Origin of the sequence: Moraxella sp. FZFQ2102 (assembly GCF_024137865.1) — a bacterium.
Lineage (GTDB): Bacteria > Pseudomonadota > Gammaproteobacteria > Pseudomonadales > Moraxellaceae > Moraxella.
This window is the reverse complement of the sequence record NZ_CP099960.1, coordinates 1,143,514-1,160,954: the sequence shown is the minus strand read 5'-3', so window position 1 is coordinate 1,160,954 and position 17,441 is coordinate 1,143,514. Positions and strand designations below refer to the sequence as shown.

The 17,441-nt window shown below is 45.4% G+C and carries 14 protein-coding genes; 6 read left to right on the top strand and 8 right to left on the bottom strand.

Features of this window, described 5'->3' with window-relative positions:
• Nucleotides 1-92 precede the first annotated feature (92 nt).
• The 8 genes from NGM44_RS05510 to rpmH all read right to left on the bottom strand — a co-directional run bounded on the left by NGM44_RS05510 (nt 93) and on the right by rpmH (nt 7,151).
• Nucleotides 93-758 (bottom strand): riboflavin synthase, encoded by a 666-nt coding sequence (locus NGM44_RS05510; RefSeq protein ID WP_253224579.1) that lies wholly within the window; start codon nt 756-758, stop codon nt 93-95.
• 307 nt (nt 759-1,065) lie between these two features.
• Complete coding sequence (ribD, locus tag NGM44_RS05505) at nt 1,066-2,106, bottom strand: bifunctional diaminohydroxyphosphoribosylaminopyrimidine deaminase/5-amino-6-(5-phosphoribosylamino)uracil reductase RibD (RefSeq protein WP_253224578.1); 1,041 nt, start codon at nt 2,104-2,106, stop codon at nt 1,066-1,068.
• On the bottom strand, nt 2,103-2,579 hold the full coding sequence (gene nrdR, locus NGM44_RS05500; protein ID WP_253224577.1) for a transcriptional regulator NrdR: 477 nt from the start codon (nt 2,577-2,579) through the stop codon (nt 2,103-2,105). The genes ribD and nrdR overlap by 4 nt, the downstream gene beginning before the upstream one ends.
• 164 nt (nt 2,580-2,743) lie before the next feature.
• The gene (mnmE, locus tag NGM44_RS05495; RefSeq protein WP_253224576.1) at nt 2,744-4,141 is read right to left on the bottom strand and encodes a tRNA uridine-5-carboxymethylaminomethyl(34) synthesis GTPase MnmE; all 1,398 of its coding nucleotides are present in this window, start codon (nt 4,139-4,141) and stop codon (nt 2,744-2,746) included.
• Nucleotides 4,142-4,285: 144 nt separating this feature from the next.
• Nucleotides 4,286-5,914, bottom strand: coding sequence for a membrane protein insertase YidC (yidC, locus tag NGM44_RS05490; protein WP_253224575.1), 1,629 nt, complete (start codon nt 5,912-5,914; stop codon nt 4,286-4,288).
• A gap of 162 nt (nt 5,915-6,076) precedes the next feature.
• Nucleotides 6,077-6,403, bottom strand: a complete 327-nt coding sequence (gene yidD, locus NGM44_RS05485; protein ID WP_253224574.1) for a membrane protein insertion efficiency factor YidD — start codon at nt 6,401-6,403, stop codon at nt 6,077-6,079.
• Between the two features lie 29 nt (nt 6,404-6,432).
• The gene (gene rnpA / locus NGM44_RS05480) at nt 6,433-6,837 is read right to left on the bottom strand and encodes a ribonuclease P protein component (RefSeq protein ID WP_253224573.1); all 405 of its coding nucleotides are present in this window, start codon (nt 6,835-6,837) and stop codon (nt 6,433-6,435) included.
• 179 nt (nt 6,838-7,016) lie between these two features.
• The gene (rpmH, locus tag NGM44_RS05475) at nt 7,017-7,151 is read right to left on the bottom strand and encodes a 50S ribosomal protein L34 (protein WP_003662232.1); all 135 of its coding nucleotides are present in this window, start codon (nt 7,149-7,151) and stop codon (nt 7,017-7,019) included.
• Between the two features lie 756 nt (nt 7,152-7,907).
• Between rpmH and dnaA the strand changes: the two genes are divergently transcribed.
• The 6 genes from dnaA to NGM44_RS05445 all read left to right on the top strand — a co-directional run bounded on the left by dnaA (nt 7,908) and on the right by NGM44_RS05445 (nt 17,414).
• Complete coding sequence (gene dnaA, locus NGM44_RS05470) at nt 7,908-9,290, top strand: chromosomal replication initiator protein DnaA (protein WP_253224572.1); 1,383 nt, start codon at nt 7,908-7,910, stop codon at nt 9,288-9,290.
• Between the two features lie 30 nt (nt 9,291-9,320).
• Nucleotides 9,321-10,478, top strand: a complete 1,158-nt coding sequence (gene dnaN / locus NGM44_RS05465) for a DNA polymerase III subunit beta (protein ID WP_253224571.1) — start codon at nt 9,321-9,323, stop codon at nt 10,476-10,478.
• A gap of 24 nt (nt 10,479-10,502) precedes the next feature.
• Nucleotides 10,503-11,729, top strand: coding sequence for a DNA replication/repair protein RecF (locus tag NGM44_RS05460; RefSeq protein ID WP_253224570.1), 1,227 nt, complete (start codon nt 10,503-10,505; stop codon nt 11,727-11,729).
• Nucleotides 11,730-11,945: 216 nt separating this feature from the next.
• A complete protein-coding gene (gene gyrB, locus NGM44_RS05455; protein ID WP_253224634.1) occupies nt 11,946-14,393 on the top strand; it encodes a DNA topoisomerase (ATP-hydrolyzing) subunit B in 2,448 nt (815 codons plus the stop codon).
• Nucleotides 14,394-14,494: 101 nt separating this feature from the next.
• Nucleotides 14,495-16,054 (top strand): glutamine-hydrolyzing GMP synthase, encoded by a 1,560-nt coding sequence (gene guaA / locus NGM44_RS05450; protein WP_253224569.1) that lies wholly within the window; start codon nt 14,495-14,497, stop codon nt 16,052-16,054.
• 181 nt (nt 16,055-16,235) lie between these two features.
• Nucleotides 16,236-17,414, top strand: a complete 1,179-nt coding sequence (locus NGM44_RS05445; protein ID WP_253224633.1) for an esterase-like activity of phytase family protein — start codon at nt 16,236-16,238, stop codon at nt 17,412-17,414.
• The last annotated feature ends 27 nt before the right edge of the window (nt 17,415-17,441 follow it).

Genomic DNA, 17,441 nt, shown 5'->3' with positions numbered 1-17,441 from the left:
AATATTGATTAATTATTAATTTTAACTAAAATAATATTAGAAACATTTCAATAATTAATCATGCGTTTATTATAAATATTTACTTAAAATCATCAGATAAATCCAGCTTTCGCTAATGTCTCTTCGGTGATATTACTGATTGGTTTGCTGTCAGTTTTATTCGACAGCAGCAGTCGCTCAAGGTAGCGCGCGACCAAATCCACTTCGATATTCACCAATGCACCCACCGACCAGTGACGCGCAATGTTGGTGCGCTCAGCAGTGTGTGGGATGATGTTTAAACACACCAAGTTTTGTGCAGGCTTGATGGCATTGCTGGTAAGGCTGATGCCATCGACAGTGATCGAGCCTTTATCGGCTGTATAGCGCATCAGCTCGCTAGGAATCTCGATCTCGATATAAATCGAGCGTGCGTCTTTGGCGATGTGGCGCACCACGCCGACACCATCGACATGACCTGCGACGATATGACCGCCAAATCGCGTGGTTGGCAACATCGCTTTTTCTAGATTGATGGTATCGCCGACACGCCAGTTTTTCAGTGCCGATTTGCTCAAGGTTTCACGGGAAACATCCACCGCGTAGCTCTTATCACCGATGGATACCACCGTCAGACAGATGCCGTTTGACGCGATCGAATCGCCCAATTGCACATCACCAAAATCCAAATCAGGCGCAGAGATGACAAGTTCAACATCACCACCAACTTGATTGACCGCCTTGATTGTACCTGTGGTTTCAATAATTCCTGTAAACATGGTTTTTCTCTTATTGTTATTGATTGGGTTGTGGATAACTTTATTTGGTTATTGTGTATCTTTTTCAAGCAATTTGGCAAAATCAAAGTTATCCACAAGGGATTTATAAAATACTTCTACGAGCTAATTTTTATATAAAATCATTAAAAATCAATATTTTATGATAAAAATTAACTCAGAAAATCATATGGTTTTAGCAGTTATCCACAGTTTCACATGAAACATTTTAAGCCTTTCATTTGTCTAATTTTCATACAAATCAAGCTGTGGATAACTTGTTTTATTGCCAAATCTACTATACAGTCAATTAAGCTAATTTATGGTAAATTTGGCGAATGTCCGTACCAATTTTATCAACAGACACAAGCTCAAATCGCTTTTGTTCTGCCAAAGTTTCAAGCGTAAAATCAAACATCGGTCTGGCATCTGCACCCAAAATACAAGGCGCTTGATAGACAATCAGCTCATCGACCAAATCAGCAGCAATGAACGCGCCAGATAGTCGTGCACCTGCTTCAACTAGCACATCATAGCACTGATGCTCTTTGACCAAAGTCGTCAGAAGCTCCGTCAAATCCCCTTGCCAAATCAGCGTATCAGCTCGCTTACAGACTTGATAATCATTGGGCTTCTGTAGCTGTCCTGCGCGATCGACGGCGATGATTTTTGGCTGTGGAATGGTATCTATCGGCACGCCAAGTGATGGACTGCGCACATTTAGACTTGGATCATCAGCCATCACTGTGCCGCTGCCTGTGATGATCGCTGCGCTTTTGGCACGCAGTCGCTGCACATCTTCGCGCGCTGCATCGCTTGTGATCCACTTCGACTCGCCCGATCCCATCGCCGTGCGACCATCAAGGCTTGCGCCAACTTTCAGCCGCACATAAGGCATACCTGTCGCCATCGCCTTTAAAAATCCTGCATTCAAGGCGCGCGCTTGTGCTTCACAAACTCCGACAACAACTTCGATACCTGCGGCTGTCAGCTTTGCTACGCCATTGCCCGCGACCTTTGGATTGCTGTCAAGACAGGCGATCACCACTTTGGCGACGCGTGCAGCGATTAGTGCATCAGCACATGGCGGCGTGCGCCCCGTATGACTGCACGGCTCAAGCGTGACATAGGCGGTCGCACCTGCAATGTCATGGCCGCACGCAGTCGCATTCTGCATGGCGTAAATCTCAGCATGGCGAAGTCCCGCCCTGGGGTGATGACCCGCACCAATCACCTTGCCGTCTTTGACCAACACACAGCCGACTGCAGGATTCGGACGCGTGGTGAACTCGCCTTTTTTCGCTTCGGCGATGGCAAGCGTCATATAATACACATCAGTCGACTGCATCATGATTCATCCATCTGCGCAGCATTAGCTGGAGTGATTTTATCAAGCTCAGCGCGAAACTCGCTGATGTCCTGAAAGTCGCGATACACGCTGGCAAAGCGAACATACGCCACATCGTCCAGCGCCTTAAGTTCACTCATCACGATCTCACCAAGCTTCTTGCTGGTTACTTCGCGCTCGCCAGTCTTGCGCACCGCTTGCTCGATACGGCTGATGGTCGCTTCGATCTCATCGGCGCTGATGGGGCGCTTTTGTAGCGGTAGGGCGATCGAACGGCGTAATTTGGCCTGATCATAAGGCTCAACGCGTCCACTGGATTTGACGATACGCGGCATCACCACTTCATAAATCTCAAAAGTCACAAATCGCTCGCCGCAGGACACACACTGACGACGACGACGAACTTGCGCCCCTTCTGCCGCCAGACGCGAATCGATCACTTTGGTATCTTCATCATTACAAAATGGGCAGTGCATATCAACCTCATTTATTTTTTTAATTTTTTAAAAATTTTTATCAAATGGCAAAATTTATCGTGATTTGATTAATTTTGATCTATTAGAAAATTTGTGGTAATTGCTGATAAATTTGGATTGGATATTACTTTTATCAACCGACAAATTTTTCTATCATACTCACCTTATTTGCCAATACAAAAGCTTGAGAAAATTTTACCCAATAATTCATCGGCGCTCATCTGCCCTGTGATCTCACCTAAAGCTTGTTGGGACAATCTTAGGCTGTCCGCCACCAACTCCCCAGCATGATACACTGTCAGCTGCTCATGCGCTTCTAAGGTAAATGCTTTAGCGCGCTTTAGGGCATCAATGTGACGCGTGCGTGCGATCAGACTATTTTCTGGTGGATGAAAGCCCACTTTATCACTCAGCACTTGTACCAGTGTATCAATACCATAAGATGTTTCACATGAAACATGGACAATTTTTGGTGTATCATTTGTTTCATGTGAAACACCTGCTTCAGGCAAAGCGTCCAGCAAATCGCATTTATTAGCAACCATGATCAGCTTTTGGCGGATAATCTCACCCATCTCGGTATCCAATTCAGCAGCGAACAGCTCATGCGCCAAGGCAAGCGGATCATGCTCGGTATTGACATCATAGACCATCAGCAGTACATCGGCTTTTTTAATAGCATCAAACGCGCGCGCAATACCGATTTGCTCAACCTTATCTACCGTATCACGAAGCCCTGCAGTGTCCGTCAAATGCACGGTCAAGCCACCCAATACCAAAGTCTCTTCGAGCGTATCGCGTGTCGTCCCTGCGATGTCCGTGACGATGGCGCGCTCCGTGCCGGATAAGCGGTTTAGTAGGCTTGATTTGCCTGCATTGGGCTTACCTGCCAGCACCACATGCACACCATCGCGAAGCAGCTGTCCTTGCTTGGCAGTATCCAAAATCGCATCAATGCCACCAAGCACCGAATTGATCTTGGACTCGATCACACCATCACCCAAAAAATCCACATCTTCTTCATCAGGAAAGTCAATCGCCGCTTCGACATATAGACGCAAATGCGTCAGCTCATCCACCAAGTGATTGATTTTGTGGGAAAATTCCCCAGTCAGTGAGCGAATGGCACTGCTGGCTTGAGCGGTGGAAGTGGCAGCGATGGCATCGCTGATGGCTTCAGCTTGCACCAAATCCATCTTGTCATTTTCAAAGGCGCGATAAGAAAACTCACCCGCCGTCGCTTGGCGCGCACCAAGCTCAAACACGCGCGCCAGCAGCATATTTTGTAACACCATGCCGCCATGTCCCTGCAGCTCCACCACATCTTCACCAGTGAATGAATGTGGTGCTTTAAAATAAATCACCACCCCTTCATCAATGATGCCGTCTATCCCATAAAAGCCGCCAAAATGTGCCATGCGCGGCGTTAGATGATCGCGGCGCGTGATGGCGCAACCAATCTCATAAGCTGCCTTACCCGACAGGCGAATGACGCCCACACCCCCTTGTCCAATGGGTGTGGCGATGGCGGCAATGGTGGGCAGTTGGGTCGATGTGTTCATGGTATGAATATTGCTATTTTAAGATAAATTTAGTTTAACCTTTTATTGTATCACTTTCGTATTAAAAATGGCAAAATTTCCCCACCATCAAGCCAAGAAAAATCCCACCAAGTCAGACTTGATGGGATTGGATGCTTAGTTTAATCAGCTTTCGCGCGCTTGCATTTGCTTTTCTACACGCTTATTGACGATATGCTGATGCGTCATACTAAATAGGTTATTCACCGTCCAGTACAGCACAAGACCTGCCGGGAACCACAGCATGAATACCGCAAAGACCACAGGCAAGATTTTCATCATTTTCGCCTGCATTGGATCGGTCGGTTGTGGGTTTAGCAGCTGCTGTACAAACATGGTCACACCCATGAAAATCGGCAAAATAAACCACGGATCCATCGCTGATAGGTCGGTAATCCAGCCCATCCACGGCGCGTGACGCAGCTCCACCGACTCTACCAATACCCAGTACAAGGCTAGGAAAATTGGCATCTGAATCAGAATCGGCAAGCAGCCTGCCATCGGATTGACTTTCTCGTCGCGATACAGCTGCATCATCTCTTGGCTCATTGCCATACGATCATCGCCATGCTTGTCTTTTAAGGCTTGTAGCTTTGGTGCGATGGCGCGCATTTTTGCCATCGACATATAGCTTTTGTTTGACAGCCAAAACAGCGCAACTTTAACAATCAAAGTCAGCACGATGATTGACCAACCCCAGTTGCCGATGAATTTATGGATATTTTCAAGGATGGCAAACAGTACTTTTGAGATCGGCCATAATAGACCATAATCCACCGTTTGGTTCAAGCCTTCAGCCACTGGCGCAAGCTCTTTTTGCACTTTTGGACCTGCGTACAAGGTGCTGTCAAGCTCAATTTGCTTACCATTTGCCACGGCGACAGCAGTCTTATAACCGATGTAGTTTTCGGTGGCGGTGCTGCGGCTAAAGAAAGTTGCGGTGTAATTTTTTGGCGTCCACGCAGAGACAAAATAATGCTGCACCACACCAACCCAGCCTTTGTCACTTGAGACATTCAGCTCGCCATCATTAAAATTGCCAAATTTAAGCTTATTATACGGCTCATCTGGCGTGCCCCAAGCACCACCCAGATAAGTCGCCATGCTCATCATGCCTTTATTTTCAACACCTGGATCGCTGCTGTTATCGCGTTTTAGCTGCGTATAAGCTTCACCTTGCCAATCCCTGCCTGAAGTATTGCTGATGATTTGCTTGACGCCGATCGGGTATTGACCCTTGGTAAAGGTGTAGATTTTGGTGACTTTCACGCCATTATTTTCATAAGTCAATGGCACGGTTAGGGTATCACCCGTCATCTCATAGCTTGTCGCATCCGCTTGGTACTTGGCACGGCCTGCGGTGCTGTCCACACCATCGCCGACCACCATGGTCTGAGCCACATAAGTGCGCGCTGTGTCGCTTTCTAGCAATACAAACGGATCACTGCCATCTTTGGTGGCTGGATACTGCTTTAATGCCGTATAGACAATATCACCACCATTTAGGTCAATCTTGATGTCGTGGCGGTCGGTTGAGACGCTGACAAGCTGACTTGTGGCGGCAGTGGCAACAGGCGTACCCGCCACCGCTGGCACATCGCCACTGGTTGCCGATGGCACATCACTGGCTGACTGTGTCGCCACAGGCTGCGTGGTTGCAGGCTTGCCCGCATAATCATCACGCCACGCAAGCACCAGCAAATAGGCGGTGATCAGCATCGCAATGATGATCAAAATCCGAAGAATTTTTTGCATAGTTATCAATCCTAACTCTACCTAGACGCCACAAACCCAAGGTTCATAGGTCAAAATCCAAAAATCTTGTGAACAAACCCTTTATTTTACTAGACTTATGCTAAAAATCCTAGAAAATATTGCTAAAAGTTTGATTTTTTGGGGAAAATTGTCAAAAATCGCTCACGCACTGTGATGACACAAATAATGATTGAGCAAATCAGCATAAAATATTGGCTCATCATAGACCATTTGTGGCTTGATGTTACTTGGCACAAAATACAAGTGATACAAAGGAACGGGCACAAAATCAATGCCTGACCCACCCCAAGGATGGCAACTTGCCACACGCCGAATCAGCATCGGCAGACCACGGCGCACCCCATGCCACAGTAGCGCTTGCCTACCATAAGCCGAACAAGTAGGGTAATAACGACAGCGCGGCGCCATCATTGGGCTGATATAACGCTGATATAGGTAAATAAACCTAAGCAGTAGTTTTTTTAACATTTCTTATCAATAAGAAAAATTATGGATTTTTACTTTGAGAATTGTTTGTTAATTTTATTAAACAATTGGGTGACTTCATCAGAGATGTCAAACTCACGATCGTAGCTGACTTTGACGATCAGCACCACATCGATCGGTATAAGAGCGGGACAATGATGGCGAAATGCTTCACGCGTGATGCGCTTAATACGGTTGCGATCGACCGCCTTTTTGAGTTTCTTTTTGGTGATGGCAAGCCCTAAGCGCGCTGATGACTTATCGGATTTTCCAATAAATGCCAATAAATGTGGTGTGTGAATTTTTTTGATCGGTGCATCAAACACCGTTTTGAACTCATCTGGGCGCAAAAGACGCTGGGATTTATCAAAGCCAAAATTCACAGGTTTGGTTATAGACACTGAAGTATCAGATGTAGAAAAATTGGTATCAGTCATGGTAAATTACAAGAGAAATAATAAGGATTGTAGCACTAAACGAATGAATTGTTGTTAAAATTTTTGCAGTCATTTGACTTTTGATGGCAATCTTACAGCGCACCAAACAATGATTAAAAAAATCTGGACACAAAAAAGCACCGACAGTGCGGTGCTTTTGGATTTGGCTGTAATTTACATTACACAGTCAAACGATGACGGCCTTTGGCACGACGGCGAGCCAAAACTTGGCGGCCTTTTTTGGTTGCCATACGAGCACGGAAACCGTGAGTACGCTTGCGCTTTAGAACGCTTGGTTGAAATGTACGTTTCATAAGTCACCTTAAGATGTTAGCATTACAAAATCTGTAATGACTTGAGTGTCGGCAGTAGCCAAAAAGCCACCAAACGACCAATTTACAATTAACTAGTTAATGGTTTTTGTGATAAAATCAGCAAAAAACTTTTCAATCATATCAAAATAGATAAACAAAGTCAAGTCTTTCACAGAACTCATCAAGATTAGGTTCTTGGTAGGTCTTGGTGACTGTGATTAAATTTCAACAGATTTTTTTATATTAATCAGATCAATCGCTTACAAAGAAATTGTTTTTTGGTGTCAAAAATCGCTGTTTTACTCAAATGATAGGGCTGTTATAATGGCGTATGACAAGCGGATTACAAAAAAGTTATCCACAGATTTTTACTTGTCTTATTTTATATAAATAAAAAATAATATAATAATAATAAGGTGGTAGATTTTTTGTGGATAACCAATATTTTATGATTAAAATCTGTAAGTTATATTGTGGAAAAATATGTTAATAATCTGTTTGTAAAATGTGGAAAACTGGGTGATTTTAGTTATCCACAGTCTTATCCATAAAGTTATCCACAAAAAATAATGCTTGAAATTTGGGCGAAATGTGGTAGTATTTGTCCCATATTTGGATCGGGGTCGCAAAGTCTCTGGTGTCATATTTTCATTTTTATACTGAGTAAATTTAATTATTTTTTAATTAGGGTATTGTGCTGTTGATGAATGGCGCAGTGGTTGCGTCATTTTTTTGGATTGCTGGGTAGGTTGGGTCATGAGTTTGTTTGCCGATGAATTTAGTCAAAGCGTGTCAGAGCATGCTGATGGCAGCCAGGTGTGGCAACAGTGCTTGGCTGACTTGCAGATGGAGCTGCAAGAAAAAGACTACCGCCAATGGATCACACCACTGCGTCCGCAGTTGGATGATGGCGTGCTGATTTTGCTTGCGCCAAATGCGATTTTTGTCAATCATGTCAATAGCTATTTGGCACGCATCAAGGCATTGGTAACTACTTATGGTCAGGGTGCGATCAGTGATGTGCGTGTGGAGATGGTGGTCAGCACCACACCAAGTACTAAGGCAAAACCAAAAGCTGCCGCGCGCACTAAGACATCGACAGCAGTCGTTGAAAGCTTGTCAATTGATCCGACCTTTACCTTTGATGGCTTTGTCAAGGGGCGCGCTAATCAAGATGCGTACAATGCGTGTAATGAGCTGTCCAAAAAAGACAGCAAGTACAACTATGGTCCGATTTTTATTTATGGTTCATCAGGGCTTGGTAAGACACACCTGATGCATGCCATGGCACATCGCTACCAAAAATACGGCAAATCGTTTTTTTATTTCACCAAAGAGCATTTTTATAGCACGACGCTCAAAGCGGTGGTCAATGATAAGATTGATAAATTTAAAAAAGAGATTTGCGCCGCAGATTTGTTGATCATCGATGACATGCACATGTACGATGGCAAAAAAGCACCAAAAGTCACTGAGATTTTAATGACTTTGTTCGAGCATTTTTCTCAGCCTGGTAAGCAGGTGGTGATGGCGTCGAATCGTCCGCCGTCGCAGATGACCAATTTTGATGATCGTAGCATTTCACGCTTATCAGGTGGTTTATCCTTGGCTATTTTACCGCCTGATATGGAGATGCGTGTACAGATTTTGGAGAAAAAGGCAAGCCTATTACAGATTGATCTGCCCAGAGATTGTGCGATTTTTATGGCGCAAAACTTACCGCCTGATGTGCGTGGTCTTGAAGGTGCGCTTAAAAATGTGCGTATGTCTGCTGACTTAAAAGGCGTGCCTGTCACCATGGCACTGGTGCGTGATGCCATTCGCGATCAAGTGCAATCTCGCGCCCGTGCTTTGAATGCTGAGAGTATTCGTGATTTGGTGGCGGAATTTTATGAGATTTCGCCCAAAGATCTGATGGGTAAAAAGCGCGCGCGCAATATTGCCCGTCCACGCCAAATGGCGATGGCGCTGATCCGTGAAGTGACGCGCGACAGCTTTCCTGAGATCGGGCAGGTGTTCGGTGGACGCGATCATACGACCGTAATGCACGCGTGCGAGAAGATTGAAGAACTGAAAATGACCGATCCTAGCATCGAAACGGATTATCATAAGCTAAAGATGATGTTAGAATACGCGTAAGAATTAACCTTAGAAAAACAGTGAGTGTGTATGAAATTATCCATCAATCGTGAGCTATTGATCAAGGCGATCAATTTGGTGGTGAAGGCGGCTGATAAGCGCCATCGCTTTGTTATTTTGGGTAATATCAAGCTGGTTTTGGATCAGCAAAGTCTGACTTTGACTGCGTCGGATTTGGAGCTTGAGCTGACCACGCGCTTTGAGATTCCTGAAGGTGCGTGCTTGCAAGCAGGCTCAACGACGCTGCCTGCCGAGATGTTTTTTAATATCTGTAAATCACTGTCTGAAGAGATGGTCACCATCGATGCGCCAGAAGGGACGACGCGCTGTTTGATCACCAGTGGCAAAGGCAAATACACGCTAAGCAGCCTACCTGCGCAGGATTTCCCAAGCATCGGCACAGCAAGCGCATCTAATATCATCAAGATCACCCAAGGTGATTTGACAAGCCTGATTCATCATACGCGTTTTGCGATGGCGACCCAAGATGTGCGCCATTATCTGACAGGTATGCTGTTTGAGATCCAAGATAATAAATTGACTGCGGTGGCAACCGATGGTCATCGCTTGGCGGTGGCACATCGCGTGCTTTCAGAAAATTATGAAACCAGTCAGATGATTATTCCAGGTAAGGCGGTGCTTGAGCTTGAGCGTCTATTGCTTGAGCTTGCTAAGACCAATGACGATACTGAAGTGGTGGAATTGGGCTTTGATGGCGAGTTTTTGCAAGTGGGCTTGGTGCTGAGCGATACCGAAACGCACAGTCAGCTGGTGGTTAGTCTATCGGCGCGCTTGATCGAAGGTAAATTCCCTGATTATCGCCGCGTCTTGCCGACTAATAATGATAAGATCGCACAATTTGACAAAGAAGCAGCGGTCGATGTACTGCGCCGCATTTCGGTGTTAAATAGCAAAGAAGCACCAGGGGTGCTGCTTGAGTTCGATCAAGCTGAAGTTTGTAAAGTTGGCGTAAATAATCGCGACCAAGGCGAAGCTGAAGAATTACTGGCTGTGTCCTATCAAGGCGCGCCGATTGAATTGTCATTTAATGAATCCTATCTGCGTGCGGTCTTAGGCGTGCTTGATGGGCGTATTCAACTTGAGATGAATCAGCCAAGCACACCTGCTTTGATCCATCAAATCGGTGATGAGCTGCATCAATATGTCATCATGCCGATGCGCGTCTGATGTGTGCCTGTGTGGGTTTAGGGCATGATTGAGCGTCTGAGCATCCATCATTTTCGCAATCTGGGGCAGGTGAATCTTTCACTTGCCCGTTGTAATTTGGTGGTCGGTGAAAATGGCAGTGGCAAGACTTCTTTATTAGAATCGGTGTTTTTGCTGTCACGCGGGCGCAGTTTTCGCCATCATGAGCCGCGTCGTTACATCAGTCATCACAAGGATAACTGTGTGGTGTGGGCAAGTACAAACTTCGGTGAAACTGCCAGCATCGCCATCAAAAAACAGCTGGACACCCAAGGTAAAAGCGATACACAGATTCGCATGAATCAGCTGCCCTTGCCATCACAAAGTGCACTCAGTTTTCATCTGCCGATGCTATTGATCGATCCGTCAAGCATGAGTCTATTGGATGAAGGTAGTAGTAATCGCCGTCAGCTGATCGATTGGTTGGCGTTTCATGTGAAACCTGATTTTTATCAAGCATGGCTCAATTATCAGCGACTACTCAAGCAGCGAAACAGTCTGCTTAAGCAGCGCGGCATTCGCCAAAGATTGGCAGAGCTGACCGCGTGGGATGGGCAATTGTCCTTGTATGCCGAGCAGATTGATGTTTGTCGCAGACAGGTGTTTGATCAGTGGCAGTTACACTTTGCCAATATGCTGGGTAAATTATTGCCAGATTATCAAGATAAGCTACACTTAAGCTATCATGCAGGATTTGACAGCAGTCAGTCTTTGCAAGCGATTTTATCTGCGCGTACGATGGCGGACATTGAGCTTGGCTATACGCGCGTAGGTGCGCATCGTGCTGATGTCTTGGTGCTGATGACAATGTCAGCAGCGGATGAAGCGGCACAAACCGAAGCGGCAACCCACATCTTATCACGCGGTGAAAAAAAGCTACTCATCACTGCACTGCGGTTATCGCAATTGACTTTGGTCTGTGAAATGATCACACAGCAAAGCGATCAATCCGCCGCGGTAACGCACCTAATTAACCCACCGACTGTACTGATCGATGACATCGATGCTGAGCTTGATGCGCAGGCGATCGATGTGCTATTAGATGCGGTATTATCCCTGCCTTGTCAGATCATCATCACAAGCTTACATGATGATCTTCATGCTGTTATTCAACAAAAACTTAAAAATCAACTTCAGCAATCACTGCTCGATACCACCACTGACCTCCCTGCTGTAGCGATGAATAGCTATCAGATGTTTCATGTGAAACAGGGTGAGTTTGTCGCTGTATAAACCGTCATATTTCCACCCATGCCACTACTCATCTTATTTATCAAAAACCCGCCAAGGTGATGCTGCATATTCTTGCGATTGCTCGTGTCAAATACCCTGCGTCAAAGATGACTTTTGATAAAAAAAATGCTATAATAAACACTAATTTTATCAAAAGAATTTGGGTAGAAATCACCCCAAAAATACCCTTGGAAGGATTGATTTATCATGACTGAGATCACCAACGAAAACCACAATACTGGCGGCAGCGAAGAATATACCGCCAAAAATGTCCGAGTCCTGCGCGGCTTGGAAGCGGTGCGCGTCCGCCCAGGGATGTACATTGGTGATACCGATGATGGCACAGGTTTGCACCATATGGTGTTTGAAGTCGTGGATAATGCCATCGATGAAGCACTGGCAGGTCATTGTGATGAGATCAATATCATCGTTCATGATGATGAGTCGGTGTCGGTGATGGATAATGGTCGCGGCATTCCTGTGGATATCCACCCTGAAGAAGGTGTATCGGCAGCTGAAGTGATCATGACGGTGTTGCACGCAGGCGGTAAGTTTGATGATAATTCTTACAAGGTCTCAGGCGGTCTGCATGGTGTGGGTGTGTCGGTGGTCAATGCCCTATCCAAAAAACTGGTGCTCAACATCTGGCGTGATGGTTATGCGCACAGCCAAAGCTATACCGATGGCGTGGCAGATGCGCCGCTTGCCAAGCTTGAGCCATCGACGCAGACAGGCACGCAGGTACGCTTTTATCCAAGCTTTGAGATTTTTAAGGGTGTGACGACCTTTGATTATGACATCCTTGCCAAGCGTCTGCGCGAATTGTCATTTCTAAATTCTGGCGTGCGCATCGTGCTGACTGATGAGCGTACAGGGGTCAGCCAAGTGTTTGAGCATAAGGGTGGCTTGTCAGAATTTGTCAGCTATATCAATGGCGGCAAGCAAACCCTAAACGACATTTTTCATTTCACGGCAGATGGCGCAGATGGCATCGGCGTGGAAGTGGCGCTGCAATGGTCGGACAGCTATAACGAAAAAGTGCTGTGCTTTACCAATAACATTCCACAAAAAGACGGCGGCACGCACTTGTCAGGTTTTCGCTCAGCCTTGACGCGCTGCTTGAACCATTATATGGAATCTGAGAATTTAACCAAAAAAGAAAAAGTGCAAGTCACAGGCGATGATGCGCGCGAAGGCTTGACGGCGATCATTTCTGTCAAAGTACCAGATCCAAAATTCAGCTCGCAGACCAAGGATAAGCTGGTCTCAAGTGAAGTTAAATCTGTGGTTGAGACCACGATGCACGAACGCTTGTCAGAATACCTATTGGAAAATCCAACCGCTGCCAAGTCAATCGCCGCCAAAATCATCGATGCGGCGCGTGCGCGTGATGCGGCGCGTAAGGCGCGTGAGATGACGCGTCGCAAGAGTTCGCTAGACATCGCGGGTTTGCCGGGTAAATTGGCGGATTGTCAAGAAAAAGATCCTGCATTATCTGAATTATTCATTGTCGAGGGTGACTCGGCGGGTGGCTCTGCTAAGCAAGGGCGCAACCGCAAGATGCAGGCGATTTTGCCGCTGAAAGGTAAGATTTTGAATGTTGAGCGCGCGCGATTTGACAAGATGCTGTCATCCGCTGAAGTCGGCACGCTGATTACTGCGCTTGGCACAGGTATCGGTCCTGATGAGTACAATCCAGATAAGCTACGCTATCACAAAATCGTCATCATGACTGACGCCGATGTCGATGGTTCGCACATTCGTACGCTGCTATTGACTTTCTTCTTCCGTCAAATGCCTGAGCTGATTGAGCGTGGGCACATTTATATCGCGCAGCCGCCATTGTATAAGGTCAAACGCGGTAAGCAAGAAGTGTATCTTAAAGACTCTGAAGCATTGGATGCGTACTTGCTGTCATCGACCATTGATGATCATTCGCTGTTTTTGAGCGCGGATACGCCTGCGGTGACGGGATTGGCTTTAGAAAAGCTGCTCAATGCCTATAGCCAAAGCCAAGTGGTGAAAAATCGCTTGCAAAGCAAATACCCTGCTGAGCTGCTTGATGCTTTGACTTTTGTGCCGAAATTTGACACCGTAAGCATTCATGATAAAGCTGCGGTACAAGCTTGGGCGGATGCGCTACAAGCCAAGCTTAGCACAATTGCACCAAAGCTTGAGCCAAAGATTGAGCTTGTCGAGATGACAGGTACGGAGTCTGAAGCAGGTCAGTGGCTACCACGAGTGACGATTTATATGCACCGCTTGCCACAGCATTATCTCTTGGATTTGGGCTTTTTGGGTTCGTCCGACTATGCGCGCTTACTGCGACTAAGTGGTGAGTGGAATACTGTGCTGACTGAAGAAGCATTCTTACGCCGTGGCGACAAAGACAGCGCCATCAAAGATTTTCACCATCTGTGGGAGCAGCTGATGCAAGCGGCTCGTCGTGGCGTCGATGTTCAGCGCTATAAGGGCTTGGGCGAGATGAACAAGGAACAACTGTGGGAAACTACCATGGACCCCGAAAATCGCCGTATGCTCAAAATCACCATCGAAGACGCCATCAAAGCCGACCATCTGTTTAGCTGTCTGATGGGCGATGATGTCGAGCCACGCCGTATCTTTATCGAAGAAAACGCCCTAAATGCGGATATTGATGCTTGATTTACCCAGTGTTGCCCAACGAGATGTTGGGCATTGCTTTACATTTATGATTTATCCTTAAATAATTTGCCATCATTCTTTTACTATCGCAGGAAAGACTCATGACCAACATCACCCAAGACCGTATTTTAATTTTAGACTTTGGCTCTCAATACAGCCAACTGATTGCCCGCCGAGTACGTGAAGCAGGCGTATATTCTGAAATGTATGCGTATGATATGTCAATCGAGGACATCAAAGCCTTTAATCCAAAAGGCATTATCTTATCAGGGGGGCCTGAAAGCGTACATGAAGAAGGAAGCCCACGAGCACCAGAGATTGTGTTTAATTTAGGTGTACCTGTGCTTGGCATTTGCTATGGTTTCCAAACCATGTCTGAACAATTAGGCGGTAAGGTTGAAGCGGGTGTCGTACATGAATTTGGTTATGCCGAGATTAATATCAGCCATCAAGACAGCTTACTTAGCAAAGTGGGCGATGACAAAAATCAATCACAAGTATGGATGAGTCATGGCGATAAAGTGGTGCGTTTACCTGAAGGGTTTAGCGTAACATCTTCCACGCCAAGCTGTCCTTATGCATCTGCTAGTGATGAGAATCGCAAATTTTATGGCGTACAATTTCACCCAGAAGTAACGCATACCGCTAAAGGTACAGAATTGATTTCAAACTTTGTACATATTATTTGTGGTTGCGGTAATGCGTGGAATTCAGAAAATATTATTGAATTGCGCATTAAACAACTCCAAGAGCAAATTGGCGATCAAAAAGTATTGCTAGGTTTATCAGGCGGTGTAGATTCATCGGTAGTAGCGGCCTTGTTACACCGTGCCATTGGCGACCAACTTACCTGCGTATTTGTGGATAATGGCTTACTTCGTCTTAATGAAGGCGACCAAGTCATGCAAATGTTTGCCGAAAATATGGGCATTCGTGTAATTCGTGCAGATGCGGAAAATCGCTTTTTGACCGCTTTGGCAGGTGTTACTGACCCTGAAGTCAAACGCAAAATTATCGGGCGTGAATTTATTGAAGTTTTTGCCGAAGAAGCTCGTAAATTAGATGGTGTAAAATTCTTGGCACAAGGCACGATTTACCCTGATGTGATTGAGTCGGCGGCAAGCAAACAAGGCAAAGCTCATGTGATTAAATCGCACCACAATGTTGGCGGTTTGCCTGATGATTTGGCGTTTGAATTGGTTGAACCACTTCGTGATTTGTTTAAAGATGAAGTGCGTAAACTTGGCGTGGCACTTGGCATTCCTCATCATATGATTTATCGTCATCCATTCCCAGGCCCAGGCTTAGGTGTGCGTATTTTGGGCGAAGTCAAAAAAGAATATGCCGATATTTTGCGTTTGGCAGACGATATTTTTATGCAAGAGTTGCGTGCGTCTGGCTGGTATGATAAGACCGCTCAAGCCTTTGCGGTGTTCCAACCTGTAAAATCAGTCGGCGTGGTCGGAGATGGTCGCCGTTATGCGTGGGTGATTGCCCTCAGAGCAGTGGAAACGGTGGATTTTATGACCGCTCGTTTTGCTCATTTGCCATATGAATTGGTGGATAAAATCTCAACGCGTATTATGAATGAAATCAAAGATGTTTCTCGTGTGGTCTATGATGTGAGTAGTAAACCGCCTGCGACGATTGAGTGGGAATAAGGTTTGTAAAATTGCCCAGTCTTATTGACTGGGCAATTTTTATTGTTAAGTCAATGACTTAAAATTGCCATATGAACGACATGGTTTTGTCATAAATGCCTGTTAAAATGTTTGCATCATTAGAATGCAATCCATAAATAACACAGGAGATTTTATGAAAAAGCACATGGCAGTTGGTTTGATGGCGGGCTGTTTGGCAATACCAGCAATGGCAACCACTCCAAAAGCAACATTGACGGGCTTTGCGAAATTGGGTGTTGAGACTTATGCTGATGGTCCAATGTCAGGTAGTGCAGTTAAGGCGGCGAATGGTATTACACCGCCGTTTAAAGCACAGCCAGTACAAGGCTTTTCTGGTGCGCTGAAAAACAATGATGGTAGTTATACGGTGCTTGCGGATAACGGCTTTGGAGCTAAGGATAATTCGGCAGATTTTTTGTTGCGACTTTATCAGGTCGCAGTGGATTTTCGCACCCAAGCAGGTGGTACAGGTGAAGTTAAGGTGCTTAATTATGTTCAGCTTAAAGATCCTAATCGCCTGATTCCTTTTGAGATTGTTAATCAAAATTCACCTGATAGACTTTTAACAGGAGCGGATTTTGATCCTGAATCTATTCAGCGTGATGCTGATGGTGGTTATTGGATTGGAGAAGAGTTCGGTCCTTTTTTATTGCATTTTGATAAAGATGGTGTGTTAATTAATGCACCAATTGCTTTGCCCAGTCCTTATCAGACAGGAGAATATCTGCGCTCGCCGCAAAATCCATTGAATACTCAAAGCTCTTCTGCATTGGTACAGCGTAGTGGTGGCTTTGAAGGTATGGCAAAATCCGCTGATGGTAAGTTTTTGTACCCCGTATTAGAAAAACCCTTAACCAATGCCACAGGCAAACAGCTGTTGATATTCCAATTTGATTTGGATAAAAAAGCTTATACTGGCAATTATTATTTGTTTAACTTGGACGAAAAAGCAACAGCAATTGGCGATTTTCAGATGATTGATAATCGTTCGGGGATTTTAATTGAGCGAGATGATAGCGAAAATAAATTAGATGGCTACAAAAAATTGATTCGTATTACGCTAGGATCGTCAGGTCAGACAGTTGCGCGCACTGAATTGGTTAATTTGATGGATATTCATAATCCGCACCGTCTTTATAAACCTGTGCGTGCAGGTGATATAGGCGCAGGTAAGCAATTCGCCTTTCCGTTTTTCACCATTGAAGATGTCATTATTGAAGATGCTACTACGCTCACCGTGCTAAATGATAATAACTTCCCTAGCTCATCAGGGCGTAATGCAAACCTAGCAGATGATAATGAAGTGATTCAGCTGAAGTTAAATCAGCCTATGTATTAATTTTATAAAAGCAAATAAATATCAAGC

Excerpts from the sequence above, each read along its gene's own strand:
- NGM44_RS05510 (WP_253224579.1), bottom strand. The coding sequence starts at position 758 with ATGTTTACAGGAATTATTGAAACCACAGGTACAATCAAGGCGGTCAAT.
- ribD (WP_253224578.1), bottom strand. The coding sequence starts at position 2,106 with ATGATGCAGTCGACTGATGTGTATTATATGACGCTTGCCATCGCCGAA.
- nrdR (WP_253224577.1), bottom strand. The coding sequence starts at position 2,579 with ATGCACTGCCCATTTTGTAATGATGAAGATACCAAAGTGATCGATTCG.
- mnmE (WP_253224576.1), bottom strand. The coding sequence starts at position 4,141 with ATGAACACATCGACCCAACTGCCCACCATTGCCGCCATCGCCACACCC.
- yidC (WP_253224575.1), bottom strand. The coding sequence starts at position 5,914 with ATGCAAAAAATTCTTCGGATTTTGATCATCATTGCGATGCTGATCACC.
- yidD (WP_253224574.1), bottom strand. The coding sequence starts at position 6,403 with ATGTTAAAAAAACTACTGCTTAGGTTTATTTACCTATATCAGCGTTAT.
- rnpA (WP_253224573.1), bottom strand. The coding sequence starts at position 6,837 with ATGACTGATACCAATTTTTCTACATCTGATACTTCAGTGTCTATAACC.
- rpmH (WP_003662232.1), bottom strand. The coding sequence starts at position 7,151 with ATGAAACGTACATTTCAACCAAGCGTTCTAAAGCGCAAGCGTACTCAC.
- dnaA (WP_253224572.1), top strand. The coding sequence starts at position 7,908 with ATGAGTTTGTTTGCCGATGAATTTAGTCAAAGCGTGTCAGAGCATGCT.
- dnaN (WP_253224571.1), top strand. The coding sequence starts at position 9,321 with ATGAAATTATCCATCAATCGTGAGCTATTGATCAAGGCGATCAATTTG.
- NGM44_RS05460 (WP_253224570.1), top strand. The coding sequence starts at position 10,503 with ATGATTGAGCGTCTGAGCATCCATCATTTTCGCAATCTGGGGCAGGTG.
- guaA (WP_253224569.1), top strand. The coding sequence starts at position 14,495 with ATGACCAACATCACCCAAGACCGTATTTTAATTTTAGACTTTGGCTCT.
- NGM44_RS05445 (WP_253224633.1), top strand. The coding sequence starts at position 16,236 with ATGGCGGGCTGTTTGGCAATACCAGCAATGGCAACCACTCCAAAAGCA.